This window comes from Arthrobacter crystallopoietes (assembly GCF_017603825.1).
Classification (GTDB): Bacteria; Actinomycetota; Actinomycetes; order Actinomycetales; family Micrococcaceae; genus Crystallibacter; species Crystallibacter crystallopoietes_B.
This window is the reverse complement of the sequence record NZ_CP072014.1, coordinates 3563316-3579225: the sequence shown is the minus strand read 5'-3', so window position 1 is coordinate 3579225 and position 15910 is coordinate 3563316. Positions and strand designations below refer to the sequence as shown.

Genomic DNA, 15910 nt, shown 5'->3' with positions numbered 1-15910 from the left:
GGTCCGGGTCGGCTCTTGGACAGATGATCCTGGCAAAAAGCAGAAGCAGAAGCAGAAGCAGAAGCAGAAGCAGAAACCGGAAGCGAGAGGTCGTTCTGGCCTTCTTGCTTCCAGCAGCTGAATTAGGGGCGGGAGCCGTCGGCAGAGGGTTCCGATTGCTGGGCTACGAGGGTTTCCCGACCGAAAAAGAGCCAAAACAGAGCCGCGATGATGGTCACGCAGCCGGTGACTGCGAAGGCCCAGCCATAATCCAACCTGTCTGCCAATGCGCCCGCCAGCACGGGTCCGACGATGGCACCGGCGTCTGTGGACATCTGGAACACAGCGAGAACCTTTCCGCCGCTGCGTTGATTGCCGATGATGTCCGCCACGGCTGCCTGCTGGGCAGGTCCCAGCAGGCCTGATCCGAAACCCGCGATCACGGACACTGCGACGAACACCGGGACCGAGTCGGTAAACCCGATGGCGGCAATCGCAAGTCCTGCGACTGCCAGGCCGGAAATGACCAATGGCCGCCGTCCCAAAGTGTCAGAGAGCCTGCCCGAAAATGTCAGGGCCAGGGCGTTGCCCACGGCAAAAACGGCCAGGGCCAGCCCGGCGGTTTCGGGCCCTGCGCCCAGGACAGCACCTGCAAAGAGCGGAATCAACGACATGCGGACACCGAACGTGGCCCAGCCATTGGCAAAGGCGGATGCGATGGCCGCCCGATACCCCGGATCCTTCATTGCTTCGCCCAGCGGCATCGGCTGGATAGGGGAGTCCGGGCCGTCTGCCGAACTGCGTTCGGGCTTCTTCAGCATGACAGCGACGACGGCGGCAGCCACCAGCAGTGCGACGGCGTACACCACGAAGGGAACCCGTAGGCCGAGACCGGCCAACAGGCCGCCCACCACCGGCCCGAGGATGCCGCCCATGAGGAACGTTGAAGCGTAGAGGCCGGAAACGCGTCCTCGGCTGTCGGGCGGTGCGAGCCGGAGGATCAGCGCGGTCGCGGAAACGGTGAACATGGTGGAGCCCAGACCGCCGAGTCCGCGGAACAGCAGCAGCTGCCAGTAGCCCTGTGCCAGGGCACAGGCACCGGTGGAGGCAGCGACGATCAGCAGTCCGGTGAGGTAGACCCGTCGTTCACCCCAGCGGCCCACCAGTGCCCCGCCCGCCGGGGCGAAGATCAACCGGGTGAAGGCGAAAACGCTGACAATGATGGACGCGGCAGCGACGCCGACATCAAAACTGGCAGCAAACTGCGGCAGTACCGGAGCCACGATGCCGTAACCCAGCGCGATCACGAAGGCGGCTGCCACCAGTACCTTGATGTCGCGGGGGATGGGAGTAGGGCGCTGGCGTACAGGCCGGGGGCGGGCGGGCTCGGCCGAGGAACGGGCCGAGCGGCGGAAGAGGGGCATGGCATCAAGCCTATCCGTGCGGCGAAACATGAATGAAACATGGCCGTGACACCGGATTTACGGTGGCCCATTCCTTGTAACGCCCCTGAAACGAAGTGCCGGACCGGTGGAAACAATCGACCGGCAATCTGGAAACCAGATGCGGGATGGGCCCGCCTCGGACGAGAGGACGCGAAAATGGATCTGTCAGCAGGTCACGTCTGGGTGATGATTTCCGCGGCGCTGGTGCTGCTCATGACGCCAGGCCTTGCATTCTTCTACGGTGGCATGACCCGTGCAAAAGCCGCCCTGAACATGATGATGATGAGCTTCATTTCCATTGGCTTGGTCGCCGTCGTCTGGGTTCTGTGGGGTTACTCCATGAGCGGCGGCGAGGGGATCGCTCAGCTCTTCGGCAACCCGTTCGCGGCGTTCGGCATGCAGACACTGCTGAACACGGAAGACCTGATCGGCGCCGGCTACGGCGCTACCTTCGCGATCATCACCGTGGCACTCATTTCCGGTGCCATTGCCGACCGCGCGAAATTCGGCGCCTGGGCAGTCTTCGTCCCGATATGGGTCACTCTGGTGTATTGCCCGCTGGCCTTCATGGTGTGGGGCGGCGGCCTCCTGAGCGCCGAAGGTGCTGTGGGTGCTTGGGCGGGAGAAGCCATCGACTTCGCCGGCGGCACCGTGGTCCACATCAATGCCGGCATCGCTGGCCTGGTCCTGGCCCTGATCCTGGGCAAGCGCAAAGGGTTCGGCAAGGATCCTGCACAGCGACCGCACAATATCCCGTTCGTCATGCTCGGTGCCGCACTCCTGTGGTTCGGCTGGTTCGGATTCAACGGTGGCGCCGCCGGTACTGCGGAGGAAGCGGGGCTCATCTGGGTCAACACCATGGTGGCGCCCGGTGCCGCGATGCTCGCCTGGCTTGTCGTCGAGCGCATCCGTGACGGTCGTCCGACGTCCCTGGGCGCCGCTTCCGGCGTCGTCGCTGGCTTGGTAGCGATCACCCCGGCCTGCGCGAATGTCTCTCCAGTCGGTGCCATCGGGCTCGGTATCGTTGCCGGTGCACTGGCAGCCCTCGCCGTGGGACTGAAGTACAAGTTCGGCTATGACGATTCCCTGGACGTCGTTGGCGTCCACCTCGTCGCCGGAATGGTCGGCACGCTGGCCCTTGGCTTTGTTGCCCTCCCTGCAGACGGGGCCGGTGGCGGGCTGTTCTACGGCGGCGGTCCCGCCCAGCTAGGGGCCCAGACGGTGGCAGCTGTTGTTTCCGTTGTGTTCACCGCGATCATGACGATTGTCATCGGTCTGGCAGTGCACAAGACGATTGGCTTCCGTGTCACGGAGGACCAGGAGGTCATCGGCGTGGACCTGACGCAGCACGCCGAAACGGCGTACGAGTTCGGCGGACTGGGCACCGGAGGCACTTTTGTGCCGCATCCGGCCACGGACCGCAGCGCGCACATCAAGGAAGAGGTCAAGGCATGAAACTGGTAACCGCTATCATCCGTCCCGAGAAGCTCGACGAGGTCCGCGGCAGCCTGGAAAGTTACGGCGTGCAGGGACTCACTGTCAGCCAGGCCAGCGGTTACGGCCGCCAGCGCGGACACACCGAGGTATACCGCGGCGCTGAATACACCGTCGATCTGCTGCAGAAGGTACGAGTGGAGGTCCTGGTCGCCAACGAATGGGCCAACGACATTGTCGATGTCCTGGTTGCCACGGCCAACACCGGACGTGCCGGCGACGGCAAAGTATGGCTTATCGACGTCGAGGAAGCCGTGCGGGTGCGCACCGGCGAGCGCGGGGAAGCCGCTATCTAGCAGGACCGGAAAGCTCTCACTGCACCTCCGGGAGCTGGAACCGAATCATCGGGTCCGGCTTTCGGAGGTGCAGTTCTGTGTGATCCCTTACCCCTCGGTTCAGGCCTCGGTGTCCACCGTACGCATCGGCGTATCGTCCCTCGATGTTTCCCAGCCGGTAGGTCCGTTCGATCCCGCTGCGTACTCCTCCAGCGGCACTTCGTTGGCCTCCCATGCCTTCAGGACCGGCTCGACAATCCGCCAGCAATCCTCCGCAATGTCCCCGCGGACCGAGAGCATCGGGTCACCGGTCAGGATGCCGTCAAGGACTTCGCCGTACGGCAGGAGATCCGCGGCGTGCAGGTTGGTCTCCATCACCTCGCGGTCGAGCGTGAAGATGTCGCCCGGCCCGTTGACATCGATCTCGAGCCGCAGGGTGTCGGGGCCGAAACCGATCCGCAGGCGCGTGGGGGCATCCACACCCTTGAAACCTGTCGGCAGATGATTGACGTGCTTGAAGGTGACGATGGCTTCCTTTTGCTTCTTGCCCAATGCTTTGCCCGAGCGCAGGATAAACGGGACGCCGGTCCATCGGCTGTTGTTGATCGACACCTCGATCTCGGCCAGCGTCTCCGTGTTCCGTGCGGGATCGATCCCTTCTTCGGCCACGTAGTCGGGGATCTTCCGCCCCTCCACCTCGCCGGCCGTATACCGGGCGCGGCGCGTGCTTTTCGCAAAGTCCGGTTTGACCGAACTGGCGCGCAGAACGCTGCCGATGTGGTCGCGCAGGTCACGCTCATGCAGCGTGGCCGGGGCGTTCAGCGCCATGAGCGCCATGATCTGCAGCAGGTGGCTCTGGATCATGTCCCGCAGGGCACCGGCCTTGTCGTAGTACCGTGCCCGTCCTTCCAGCGCCAGCGACTCGTCGTAGAAGATTTCCACCTTCTGCACATGCTCATTGCTGAACAGCGGCTCGAGCAGCCGGTTGGCAAAGCGTAGGCCCAGGATGTTGAACACGGTGGCTTTGCCCAGGAAATGGTCCACGCGGTGGATATGGTCCTCGGGCACCAGCCGCAGCAGCGTCCCATTCAGCGAAGCAGCCGAGACCCGGCTGGAGCCGAACGGCTTCTCCATCACCAGGCGCGTGCCCTCGGGCACGTCCTCAGGCTTGAGGACCTCGCAGGCCAGCTGGCTGACGGCGGGCGGTAAAGCAAAGTAGACCGCTGCCGGTCCCGGGACCGAGCGGAGCAGTTCCGCCAAAGCTCCCTCGGCGGTCACGTCCACCATGTGGTACTCGGTATTTTCCTGTACTTTGCGCAGTTCCCGCAGGCCGGCGTCGTTCGCTCCCTCCGTGCAGGAGCCGAAGGCTTCGTCGACGCGTTCGCGCCACCGGTCCTGGTTCCAATCGTCGGATCCCGCGCCCACGAGGTTCAGGCCCTGGGTCCTGCCTTGGGCGATGAGTTTTCCAAGTCCGGGCAGCAGCAGCCGTCCGGTCAGGTCCCCGGAAGCACCCAGAATGAGTAAGGTCTGGACTTTCATTTCTCCGCCGGTGGTTTCTGCGGATTCTGTCCCGGTTGAGGTCTGTTCGGCAGTCACCTTTCCTACCTTGCCATCTACGGCGCCCGATGTCGCCGGTTCGCTGCCATCAAGTACGGTCCGGTCGCCGTCGTCGTTGTGGGAATTGGGACATTGCCCGTCCGCAGTTGCTACCCTAGATAGTTGAACTCCGGCGCGGCCGGGGACTGTGAGCCTAGATCGACGAAAGAAGTACACGGCGCGTGTTCAATTCACTCTCTGACCGGTTGGCCTCGACCTTCAAGAATCTGCGCGGCAAGGGACGTCTCTCGGAGGCGGATGTCGACGCCACTGTCCGCGAGATCCGGCGTGCCCTGCTGGATGCGGACGTCGCCGTACCGGTGGTGCGTGAGTTCGCCGCGCACGTCAAGGAGCGTGCGCTCGGCGAGGAAGTCTCCGGTGCGCTGAACCCGGGCCAGCAGGTCGTCAAGATCGTCAATGACGAACTTGTCAACATTCTCGGCGGCGAGACCCGGCGCATCCGCCTGGCCAAGAACCCGCCGACCGTGATCATGCTGGCCGGCCTGCAGGGTGCAGGTAAGACCACGCTCGCCGGCAAGCTCTCCAAGTGGCTCAAGGGACAGGGCCACAGCCCGCTGCTGGTCGCCGCTGACCTCCAGCGGCCCAACGCCGTCACCCAGCTGCAGGTCAACGGCCAGCGCGCCGGTGTGCCGGTCTTCGCGCCGCACCCGGGCGTGCAGTCTGAATTTGAATCCGCCACGGGCGATCCGGTCGCCGTCGCCCGCCAGGGTGTCGAGGAAGCACGCCAGAAGCTGCATGACGTGGTCATTGTGGACACCGCCGGCCGCCTCGGTGTGGACTCGGAAATGATGCAGCAGGCCGCGGACATCCGGGCTGCCATCAACCCGGACGAGGTCCTTTTCGTCATCGACGCCATGATCGGCCAGGACGCGGTCAACACCGCGCAGGCGTTCAATGAAGGTGTGAATTTCACCGGCGTCGTGCTATCCAAGCTCGACGGCGATGCCCGCGGTGGTGCCGCGCTCTCCGTTGCGTCCGTGACCGGCAAGCCCGTTATGTTTGCTTCCACCGGTGAGAACCTGGACGATTTCGAAATCTTCCACCCGGACCGGATGGCCAACCGCATCCTGGACATGGGCGACATCCTCTCCCTGATCGAGCAGGCGGAGAAGTCCTGGGACAAGGGCGAAGCCGAGCGCATGGCGCAGAAGTTCGCCGACCAGGAAGACTTCACGCTCGATGACTTCCTTGCGCAGATGCAGCAGATCCGCAAGATGGGATCGATGAAGAAGATGCTGATGATGATGCCCGGCGCTGCCGGCATGCGCCAGCAGCTGGAGAACTTCGACGAGCGCGAAATCGACCGCGTCGAGGCAATTGTCCGCTCCATGACCCCGCATGAGCGGGTTGCACCGAAGATCATCAACGGCTCGCGCCGCGCCCGCATTGCCAAGGGTTCGGGTGTCCACGTCTCCGAGGTCAATGGCCTGCTGGAGCGGTTTGGCCAGGCCCAGAAGATGATGAAGAAGATGGCGCAGGGCGGCGGCATCCCGGGTATGCCCGGCATGGCTGGTCCGGGCGGCTTCAGCGGTGGAGCCCGCAAGGGCAAGCAAGTCTCGAAGGGCAAGAAGAAGGCGCGCTCGGGAAACCCGGCCAAGGCCGCGCAGGAACTGCGGGAAGCCGAGGAGCGCCGCGCCAACGCCAAAAAGGCGCTGCCTACCGGTGCAGCTTTCGGCCAGCAGCAGGAAGACTTCGATCCGTCCGCACTTAACCTGCCCAAGGGGTTCGAAAAGTTCCTGGGCAAGTAGACTGGCCGCGGTCCGCGCCGGCACGGCCGGACCGCGGCAGCATACCGTTCCGCATCCTGGTAAGAGTTGGGGCTTCTACGAAGGGCTTTTGTGAGCAGGCACGATCTGAGTGGATTTTATAGTTCCCAATGGAAGCGCCCTGCCAACGTGGCGGTGGTGGTACGCACCGTCAGTGGTTCCATTCTGCTCAGCCCCGATGCCGACGGCCAAGCATCGTTGCCTGCCGGGATGGTGAAATCGGGGGAGGACCCGCGCTCAACGGCCGGACGCGTTCTGCAGGCAACCTCGCTGTCGCTGCCGCTGGGCCGCATTCTGGCTATTGACTACCAGCAGACGCCGGCCTCCCCAGCGGAGGCCATCACGTTTATTTACGACGGCGGAACCTACGACGGCGGTTCGCTCGCCGCTGTGGCGGGCGGGCAAGCCGAGTTCCTCGCGGCGGACCTGGCGCTGGCCGGCCTGGGCCGTCCCCAGTCGGCCCAGCTGAAAGCCGCCCTCGACGCTCATGAACTGCTTTCGGTGCTGGAGCTGCGGGACGGGCAGCGGATCGATACGGTACAGCGGGACGTGCCGCCACGCGAGCTGCTTCCGGACTTCGACAACACAATCAGTTCCGGATCCTAGACTGCCCTTATGCAGCGCAGCAGCCCCAAGCCCCGTGTGGTTTTTGTGCACGGAACCGGTCTCTTCGGCATCGCCGCATGGCCGTACCAGCACCGTCTCGCCAGCACCTACGATTGCCTGTTTGTCCGCCGGCACGGCTTCGCTCCGGATACCGCCCCACTGCGGACGGATTTCCGTGCAGATATGAACATCATCGTGGAAAACCTCGGCGACGGCGGTCATCTCGTCGCGCATTCCCAAGGGGCCGTCGCGGCGATGATGGCGGCGGTGGAACGGCCGGAATTGGTGGCCTCCCTGACCCTGTTCGAACCTGCGTGTTTGTCGCTGACTGCGGACCTGCCGGCAACAAAGGCGCACCGGAAGCGGCTGGAGCCCCTGTTCGCCGCACGGGACGGGCTGGACGACGAGCAGTACCATCGTGAATTCTCGCGCCTCGTCCTTGGTGCGTCGGCGAAGCCGCTTGCCTCGGCCGCGGACCGCCTGCAGGCCCGCCGGCTCCGGCTGCAGGATCCGCCCTGGACCGCCCCGCTGCACATCGTTCCCGGCGTCCGCACCCTCGTCGTTACCGGCGGCTGGGAGCCGTTGTATGAAGAGGTCGCGGAATATCTGGCTACCACCGGCGCGGCGCATCGCCATGCAGCCAACAACCATCGTCCGCAGGACACCCCGGAAGGCCATGGGCTGTTGGTCGACTTCCTGGCCGCTGGACAGCACGGCTAGCGGGACTTGCTAGCGTTGATGCCATGAGTGAATCTGCCTGGGAGCCCATGACCGGTGAACTTTGGTGGCCGTGGCCACTGGATGAGGCTGGTGTAGCGGCCCTGATGCAAGAGATCACGGACCGTTCACTGCTCGGTGCTTTCGCGGCAGGCCAGCCGGAGGCGGGCCAAACGGTCGTTGAAATGCTGCTGGCCCGAAATGCTGCCGGACGCGTCGCTGTCCTGGACCAGGATGGCGACGCCGTGCCGGGCCCCGACTACCGTATGCTGGCCCAAAGTTTCTCGTTAGCCCTCGGCGCTGCCGTGGACATGGATGGCTTCAGCTACCAGGCTCCCGCAGCAGAGGCCGCGTTCCGGCTGGCCGAGGAGCCTGAACTCGGGGATCCCAGTGCGACGGATGTGGAAGATTCGATGTTGCTGCGCACCGTGCTCGTGGGACAGATCCGTCACGAGGATCTGATCATGTTCGGCACGCTGAACCGCGTCGAACTCCAGATCCTTGAAGACGAAGCCGTGCCGGGCCGCTCTGTGGTGGTTGTGGAAGGAGAAGCCGCGCCCGGGCTCTACAACTGGCCGGCCGAAACCAAGCCCTTGGTCGCGTTAATGAACCTGGACGGACTGCGAGCCGTTGAAGTTTGGCTTCCCGGTGCTGTGAACGACGCGCGCAATAACTTCTGGCACGCCTGGCAGCCGCAGCCCAAACCGTTCGCAACCACCGACAAGGCCTCGGCCGAAGCCCTGCGGTTGCTTGGAACATTGGTCCGTTCCACCGAGCCGAGCACCTCCGGCATCGCCCAAGCCTTCGACCTGGATGCTGAGGCGGAGTCCCGGCTCAGGGACCTGATGCAGGGGCCGGAGGACGGCGAGGTCCTGGCTCGGACAGCGGTGTCCCTGGGCTTGCCGGAACTGGCCGGCCGGCTGGCCGAAGCGCCGATGGCCGCCGTGGGACAGCCGGTCACGGTGATGCCCCCGCTACCGATGGCCAGGGCTTTGCTCGAAGTCATCGCTACTCCCACCTCCGGACATTCTCCCCTCGCCAAATGGCACCGGACCGTATTGGCGCATCCGGAGCTGCTGGCCGGAAGTGCGGCCGTGGCGGCCAGTGCTGCTGCAGTCCTTTTCCGCGCCGCGGCCAGACACCGAAGCCCCCGCAACGGAATCATGCGCGCGGGCGCGCTGTCGTTGGTTACCGAGGCAGCAAGCGAGCTCGTCCTCTACGGCTTTCTCAAGTCCCGGCGGAACCGCCGTCGCTGATCTTGCCCCGCTGGGTCGCCCAGTGGCAGATCCGGGAACTCGACCGCCTTACCACGGGGGACTGGAATAAACGTGAAGCTTCAAGTATTCTTATATACATGAACTTTCAACCAAAAGACCAGGATCTGTTGGCAGGCGACATCACCATGGGCACCGTAATGCTCAAGGTGGGGGACATGGCGAACATGACCAAGTACTACCAGAACGCGCTGGGCTTGGATCCTGTTGCGGAAGGTCTCGGCGGCGTGTATCTGGGCCGCGGCACCACGCCGCTGGTCCACCTTGCGCCCGCCGCCGGGCTCCAGCTGCCGTCGCGCGGCGAAGCGGGACTGTTCCACACGGCATTCCTTTTCGACAGCCAGTCGGACCTTGCCGCTACTGTTGCCTCTGCGGCCCAAACGGATCCCACGCGTTTCGTTGGCAGCGCCGATCACTTGGTGAGCGAAGCCTTCTATTTCACCGATCCCGAGGGCAACGGCATCGAGCTGTACTTCGACCGGCCCCGCGAACAGTGGGAATGGAACGAGACTGCCACGGGCAAAGAAGTCCACATGGACAGCCTGGCCCTGAACCCCCAGTCCTACCTGCACAGCCACCTCACCGAGGACTCCGTCCGCAAGCAGCGCGACGCTGGCGCGGCCATCGGCCACGTTCACCTGCAGGTTGGCGACACCTCGGTGGCGGAGCAGTTTTACGTCAATACCCTCGGATTCGAGCGCACGGCGGGCTGGCACGGCCAGGCGTTGTTTGTCTCCGCCGGCGGCTACCACCACCATATGGCGATGAACGTGTGGAACAGCCGCGGCGCTGGCCCGCGTAAGGACACCCTGGGCCTGGGGGAGGTGCTGATCCACGTTCCGAACGACGACGAGGTCGGCGCGCTGGCCCAGCGGCTCGCGAGTGCCGGTGTCGGCCATCATCACACCGGTGCGGAGCTTCGGTTTGAGGATCCCTGGCGCAACCAGCTGCGCGTCGCCGTCTCCTGATACTGCGCAGTTTGGCCGCAGCCCCGCGCAGGATAGGGTGAAACCAAATGCATCCAATCCGAGGCGGAGGCGCTATGTCCGGAATTACTGAAGTTTTTGTGGCCACCCACGACGCGGCGGTGCAGCGCGCCGCCGCGCTTGATAAGGCGCTGGAGGCTGTTGGCGAAGGCGGAGCCCAGGTGGAAATTCCGGATGCTCCCCACACGAGGATCAACGGCATCACCGATTGGGAAATCGAACGGTTGGGCCAGTTGGCAGGGCAGGCGGTTCATTCCGTTGGTGACGATGAGCTGGCCATTGCCGACGTCGCCAGCGAGACCCTGTATGTCGCACCGGAGCCGATGGTCCGCGCCTTGGCCGACCTGCTGGCCGAAACGTCCGACGACGGCGCGCCCGTCCTGCCCGACGTCGCCGCCGCGTGGGCTTCCGAAGAGGACATGCCGCTCAATGGCGACGCCGCAGTGGAGTCGGTAAAGCGGATCGGCGAACTCGCTGCGGACGCCGCGGAAGACGGCCGCCAGCAGCTCTATATCTGGAGCGGTACGGAGTCCGTCTGACCGGTATTCGTCGCCGCTCGCAACGTTCCGGGAAGTCGAGTCGCGCGGATTGGGCTGCATCTGGCACAATAGACAGGTACTCGATCTGCGCGGCCCCTCTCTCCGTGCAAGTATCTTGTCCTTTGAACCCCAACCACGGCCCGCCCCACGGGTGCAGACATACGGGTTCGCCCATTTTCAGAACCAGGAGTGACCACTAAAGTGGCCGTAAAGATTCGCCTTAAGCGCCTCGGCAAGAAGTTCTCAGCCCACTACCGAATCGTTGTCATGGATGCCCGCGCCAAGCGCGACGGCCGTGCCATCGAGGAGATCGGACTGTACCGCCCCACCGAGGAGCCGTCGTACATCGACATCAAGTCCGACCGTGCACAGTACTGGCTCGGCGTAGGCGCCCAGCCGTCCGAGCAGGTTGCCGCCCTGCTCAAGATCACCGGTGACTGGCAGAAGTTCAAGGGTATTGAGGGCCAGGAAGGCACGCTCAAGACCAAGGCTCCCAAGGAAGCTTTCGCTGCTCCCGAGAAGGAGTCCGTGATCATCCCCGAGGCCATCACCCCGAAGGCCAAGAAGGAAGAGGCCGCCGACGAAGCCGCTGCAGAAGCGCCGGCTGAAGAGTCTGCCGACGAAACCGCAAAGGCTGAGTAAATGCTGGCTGAAGCGCTCGAACACCTGGTCCGTGGCATCGTTGACCGTCCCGAGGACGTCAAGGTCATGGTAAAGACCAACCGCCGCTCAGACATTATTGAGGTGCGGGTCCACCAGGATGATTTGGGCCGCGTCATTGGCCGTCAGGGCCGCACTGCACGCGCACTGCGCACCGTCATCGCCGCACTGGCCGGTGGCGAGCAGGTCCGCGTGGACGTAGTGGATACTGACCGCCGCCGCTGAGCACGCTTCACATCAGTCATCGCATCCGGCCCCGCACCAGATAATGGTGTGTGGGCCGGATGTTTTTGTGCCCCGATTTTCTACCCTCTGACGTAGTTCGACAGGAGATTCCATGCAGGTCCAGGTTGCGCGGATTGGCAAACCCCACGGCATACGAGGCGAGGTCACTGTCCAGGTGATGACGGATGCGCCGGAGGAACGCTTCGTTCCGGGTACCGCCTTTGTCGTTGAGCCGGAGCGGTTGGGGCCGTTGACGATTGAGTCGGCCCGTTGGAACAAGGACATCCTGCTGCTGGGCTTTGCGGAAGTGGTGGACCGGAACGAGGCCGAGGAGCTCCGCGGCGCCAAGCTGTTCGTCGACACGGAAAATGTCGACGACGATGAAGACGCCTGGTACGAACATGAACTGGTCGGCCTGCGCGTGCTGGTGGATGGGCAGGAAGTCGGCAAAGTTGCCGCCCTGAACACCCTTCCCGCCCAGGACCTTCTGGTTGTCACTGCAGCCAACGGCGAGGAAGTTCTGGTTCCCTTTGTAGAACAGATTGTCCCCGAAGTCGACGTAGAGGCCGGTTTCATCCGGGTCACGCCGCCCGCAGGTCTTTTCGAGCTCAACTCGGCCGAGAGCCAAAGCACCCCCGACGACGGCGAAGGGGAGCGCTAAGTGCGCATCGACGTCGTTAGCATTTTTCCCGAATATCTGGCCGCCCTGGAGCTTTCCCTGATCGGCAAGGCACGCCAGGACGGCCTGCTGCAGCTGCACGTGCACGACCTGCGGGAATTCACGACGGACAAACACCGCACCGTGGATGACACGCCGTACGGCGGCGGCGCCGGCATGGTGATGAAGCCCGAGCCTTGGGCGCAGGCCCTCGAATCCGTGCTGCCTGCGGACGAATCCCACCGCCCCGTGCTGATCGTGCCGTCTCCGGCGGGTGAAGTTTTCACACAGGCGGCCGCCCACGAGCTCGCTGAGGAAGAACATCTGGTCTTCGCTTGCGGCCGGTACGAAGGTATCGACGAGCGCGTGCTGGACTGGGCCGAAGAGAGATTTACCGTCCGGCCGATGAGTCTGGGGGACTATGTCCTCAACGGCGGGGAAGTGGCCGTTCTCGCGATGGTGGAGGCCATCGGACGCCTGATTCCGGGTGTGGTGGGTAACCCCGAATCCCTGGTCGAGGAATCGCATTCCGACGGCCTGCTTGAGTACCCCGTGTATACCAAGCCTTCGCAGTGGCGGGACAAAGAGGTTCCCGAGGTGCTGCTCAGCGGCAACCACGCCAAGATCGCCCGGTTTCGGCGCGACGAGCAATTGCTGCGCACTCTCCGCCGTCGCCCGGACCTGATTGCCCGGCTGGATCCAGGCACGCTGGACAAGGCGGACAAGGCGTTGCTCGACAGCCAGGGCTACACCGTTTCGGCGACCGGCATCGTGCCGCACCCAGCTAACCGCTGACCCAAGCCGGTTCAATTGGCGGTGCCCGCCGCGGTGTGGCAAAATGAAGACTTGTGTTTGCTGGGTTCGCGCCTGCCACAGGGGGCGTGGAGCCAACAGCTAGACACACCGGCGTACCATTTCCGGACGCGCCGGTTTATCAGATCTTTCGGTATTGAAGGTCCGGCCGCGCGCCGGAGTCTCAGCCGTGACCAAAGTGGATGACCTGTGGCGTTCACCAGGAGTGATAACAATGCATATCCTCGATTCCGTAGACGCAGCTTCACTGCGCAGCGACGTTCCTGAGTTCCGCGCCGGTGACACCGTCAAGGTCCACGTCAACATCATCGAAGGCAAGAACGCCCGTATCCAGGTCTTCCAGGGCTTCGTGATGGGCCGCCAGGGCGACGGCGTCCGCGAGACGTTCACCGTCCGCAAGGTTTCCTTCGGTGTCGGCGTGGAGCGTACCTTCCCGGTTCACTCTCCGATCATCGACAAGATCGAAGTTCTGACCAAGGGTGACGTTCGTCGTGCCAAGCTGTACTACATGCGCGACCGCCACGGCAAGGCTGCCAAGATCAAGGAAAAGCGCGACTTCGGTACTGCCAAGTAGCATCCCTTTTCTTAGGGCAGCTTGAACTAAGTGGTGCAAGAAATTCCAGTTCCCCGGGCCTCATCCGGGGAACATGCAAAACGCCGGTCCGGATTCCCGGGCTGGCGTTTTGTCTTAGCTGTGCTCGCTGCGGCAATCGTGCTCAGCGCCGTGGTGCGCGCTACCCTGATCGACGTTTACTACATTCCCTCGGATTCGATGGAGCCGCTGCTGGATAGCGGTGACCGGGTACTGGTCTCCAGAACGGATTATGCCTTTGGACCCATCGAGCGGGGCGACCTGGTGGTTTTCGACGGCCGAGGCTCCTTTGCGCCCTTCGACAGCGGGAACCCCGCCTACGTGGACGCTTTGCTCGGGCTGGGGCAATGGTTTGGTCTCGTCGGCAGCGATACCGTTTACGTGAAGCGGGTCATCGGGCTTCCGGGCGACACGGTGGAGTGCTGTGCTCCGGACGGCCGGCTCATGATAAATGGGGAAGCGGTTACGGAAGAGTACGTGTATCCCGGAGATGCCCCCAGTGAACAGGAATTCTCGGTTGAGGTGCCGCACGATAGGTTGTGGTTGATGGGGGACCACCGGTCAATCTCAGCAGATTCGCGTGTACTGCTCGGTGCGCCCGGCGGCGGTATGGTTCCCTTGGAAAGGGTAATCGGAAGGCCGATGGAAATCGTCTGGCCGCTGGAACGGTCCGGCCCGCTGGAGCGGACCGCTCTTGGCATCGATCCCGAAACGGACAAAGGAAAGTGAACATGGAGCAGGCGGCAGGCAAACGGAAAAACCCGGTTCTGGCCTGGCTGCGCGAAATCGCGGTCATTGTGGCTGTAGCCCTGTTGTTGTCGTTCCTGATTAAGACCTTCCTGTTTCGGGCCTTCTACATCCCGTCCACTTCCATGGAAAACACCTTGGAGGTCAACGACCGCATTTTCGTCAATCTGCTGGTGCCCCAGCCGTTCAGTCTCAACCGCGGGGACGTTGTTGTCTTCGAGGACGACCTCAGCTGGCTGCCTCCGGCGGAAACGAACGACGGCGATGGCTGGTTCCAGCAGGCCCTCACTTTTGTTGGGCTGCTGCCGGACAGCTCGCAGCAGCATCTGGTCAAGCGCGTGATCGGTGTCAGCGGCGACCGGGTGGTCTGCTGCGATGCAGACGGACGGATTACCGTGAACGGGTATCCGCTCAATGAGCCCTATCTGCATCCGGAATCCGACAACGCACGCCAGCCCTTCGACGTCGTTGTTCCCGAGGGTAAAATCTGGGTCATGGGGGATAACCGGAACCACTCGGCCGATTCCCGTGAACACCGCGACGAGGAATCCGGCGGATTCATTGACATTGACGCGGTGGAAGGCAGGGCCGCCGTGATCGCCTGGCCGTTGGGCCGGATGAGTGTGCTGGGCAGCTATCCGGAGGTGTTCGACGCCGTCCCGGCGCCTGATGGAGCGAACCCCGGCCAGGAGTCGGGCTCAGTGGAGGAAACCGAACCGGCACAGGGGGCCAGCCGATGACGCCGAAGGACGCGCATCTGCGCTTCGAGCGTTCGTTCAAGACGCAGGGGCACCGGTTGATCGCCGGTGCGGATGAAGTTGGCCGTGGAGCCTTGGCCGGCCCCGTCTCCGTGGGCATGGTCCTGATCGACGCCACCACGGCAAAGGCACTCAAAGGTGTGCGCGACAGCAAACTGCTCAGCGCCGCGGACCGTGAAGCTCTCGTACCGGTGATCCGGACCTGGGCCGCTGCCTACGGCGTTGGCCATGCTTCCCCTGCAGAGATTGACGGCCTGGGGCTGATGGCGGCACTGCGCTTGGCCGGAACCCGCGCCTGGCTGCAGGTTCTTGCCGTAGCACGGCCGGATGTCGTGATCCTCGACGGTAACTATGACTGGCTCTCGGCACAGCCGCAGGCATCGCTCTTCGAGGTATCCGACGGCGCCGGGTGCGACGCGCCAGTGCACACAAAGATCAAGGCCGATCTGCAGTGCCTTAGCGTGGCCGCCGCCAGTGTCCTGGCCAAGGTGGAACGCGACGCAATGATGATAAAGCTTGCCGACGAGTACCCGGCGTATGGCTGGGAGGCCAACAAGGGCTACGCTACGGGCAGCCATCGGGCTGCCATTCTGGACAAGGGTCCTTCAAGCCAGCACAGGCAGAGCTGGCGGCTTACGCCGGACAGCCCGGCCATGGCCGCCGTTGAACTGAGCGGAGCAGAACCGCTCTGACCGGTTCTCCACCCGCCGAAATCGCCTCCAAGAGGGTCGACGTCCGGCAGGGAACACAGACCTACCC

General features: G+C 63.8%; 18 protein-coding genes. 16 read left to right on the top strand and 2 right to left on the bottom strand.

The features are described 5' to 3' along the window. Positions 1-122 precede the first annotated feature (122 nt). On the bottom strand, positions 123-1403 hold the full coding sequence (locus J5251_RS16380; RefSeq protein ID WP_139005357.1) for an MFS transporter: 1281 nt from the start codon (positions 1401-1403) through the stop codon (positions 123-125). Positions 1404-1580: 177 nt separating this feature from the next. Between J5251_RS16380 and J5251_RS16375 the strand changes: the two genes are divergently transcribed. Beyond that, positions 1581-2879, top strand: a complete 1299-nt coding sequence (locus J5251_RS16375) for an ammonium transporter (RefSeq protein WP_139005358.1) — start codon at positions 1581-1583, stop codon at positions 2877-2879. Then, positions 2876-3214, top strand: a complete 339-nt coding sequence (locus tag J5251_RS16370) for a P-II family nitrogen regulator (RefSeq protein ID WP_139005359.1) — start codon at positions 2876-2878, stop codon at positions 3212-3214. The genes J5251_RS16375 and J5251_RS16370 overlap by 4 nt, the downstream gene beginning before the upstream one ends. A 99-nt stretch (positions 3215-3313) precedes the next feature. On the opposite strand, the gene J5251_RS16365 is transcribed toward J5251_RS16370, so the two are convergent. Next, positions 3314-4732 (bottom strand): glucose-6-phosphate dehydrogenase, encoded by a 1419-nt coding sequence (locus tag J5251_RS16365; protein ID WP_139005478.1) that lies wholly within the window; start codon positions 4730-4732, stop codon positions 3314-3316. Between the two features lie 239 nt (positions 4733-4971). Between J5251_RS16365 and ffh the strand changes: the two genes are divergently transcribed. From ffh to J5251_RS16295, 14 genes are all read left to right on the top strand, one after another. Further along, positions 4972-6558 (top strand): signal recognition particle protein, encoded by a 1587-nt coding sequence (ffh, locus tag J5251_RS16360; protein ID WP_208574611.1) that lies wholly within the window; start codon positions 4972-4974, stop codon positions 6556-6558. Between the two features lie 147 nt (positions 6559-6705). After that, positions 6706-7182, top strand: a complete 477-nt coding sequence (locus J5251_RS16355) for a hypothetical protein (protein WP_139005361.1) — start codon at positions 6706-6708, stop codon at positions 7180-7182. Positions 7183-7191: 9 nt separating this feature from the next. Then, positions 7192-7902, top strand: a complete 711-nt coding sequence (locus J5251_RS16350; protein ID WP_208574610.1) for an alpha/beta fold hydrolase — start codon at positions 7192-7194, stop codon at positions 7900-7902. 23 nt (positions 7903-7925) lie between these two features. Continuing rightward, the gene (locus J5251_RS16345) at positions 7926-9155 is read left to right on the top strand and encodes a hypothetical protein (RefSeq protein ID WP_208574609.1); all 1230 of its coding nucleotides are present in this window, start codon (positions 7926-7928) and stop codon (positions 9153-9155) included. A gap of 98 nt (positions 9156-9253) precedes the next feature. Next, positions 9254-10141, top strand: coding sequence for a VOC family protein (locus J5251_RS16340; RefSeq protein ID WP_208574608.1), 888 nt, complete (start codon positions 9254-9256; stop codon positions 10139-10141). A 74-nt stretch (positions 10142-10215) separates the two neighbouring features. Continuing rightward, positions 10216-10698 carry a hypothetical protein gene (locus J5251_RS16335; protein WP_139005365.1) on the top strand — a complete coding sequence of 161 codons (483 nt, stop codon included), beginning with the start codon at positions 10216-10218 and terminating at the stop codon, positions 10696-10698. 201 nt (positions 10699-10899) lie between these two features. Beyond that, positions 10900-11340 (top strand): 30S ribosomal protein S16, encoded by a 441-nt coding sequence (gene rpsP / locus J5251_RS16330; protein ID WP_074702046.1) that lies wholly within the window; start codon positions 10900-10902, stop codon positions 11338-11340. Further along, entirely contained in the window at positions 11341-11583 is a 243-nt protein-coding gene (locus J5251_RS16325; protein WP_074702047.1) for an RNA-binding protein, read from the top strand. 112 nt (positions 11584-11695) lie between these two features. Beyond that, positions 11696-12244 carry a ribosome maturation factor RimM gene (gene rimM / locus J5251_RS16320; RefSeq protein ID WP_208574607.1) on the top strand — a complete coding sequence of 183 codons (549 nt, stop codon included), beginning with the start codon at positions 11696-11698 and terminating at the stop codon, positions 12242-12244. After that, positions 12245-13036, top strand: a complete 792-nt coding sequence (gene trmD / locus J5251_RS16315) for a tRNA (guanosine(37)-N1)-methyltransferase TrmD (RefSeq protein WP_139005367.1) — start codon at positions 12245-12247, stop codon at positions 13034-13036. A gap of 232 nt (positions 13037-13268) precedes the next feature. Continuing rightward, positions 13269-13628, top strand: a complete 360-nt coding sequence (gene rplS / locus J5251_RS16310; RefSeq protein ID WP_074702050.1) for a 50S ribosomal protein L19 — start codon at positions 13269-13271, stop codon at positions 13626-13628. Positions 13629-13748: 120 nt separating this feature from the next. After that, positions 13749-14375, top strand: coding sequence for a signal peptidase I (gene lepB / locus J5251_RS16305; protein ID WP_244250702.1), 627 nt, complete (start codon positions 13749-13751; stop codon positions 14373-14375). A 2-nt stretch (positions 14376-14377) separates the two neighbouring features. Continuing rightward, on the top strand, positions 14378-15133 hold the full coding sequence (gene lepB / locus J5251_RS16300; protein WP_139005368.1) for a signal peptidase I: 756 nt from the start codon (positions 14378-14380) through the stop codon (positions 15131-15133). After that, positions 15130-15843 carry a ribonuclease HII gene (locus J5251_RS16295; RefSeq protein ID WP_139005369.1) on the top strand — a complete coding sequence of 238 codons (714 nt, stop codon included), beginning with the start codon at positions 15130-15132 and terminating at the stop codon, positions 15841-15843. Before lepB (J5251_RS16300) ends, J5251_RS16295 begins: the two co-directional genes overlap by 4 nt. Positions 15844-15910: the final 67 nt, after the last annotated feature.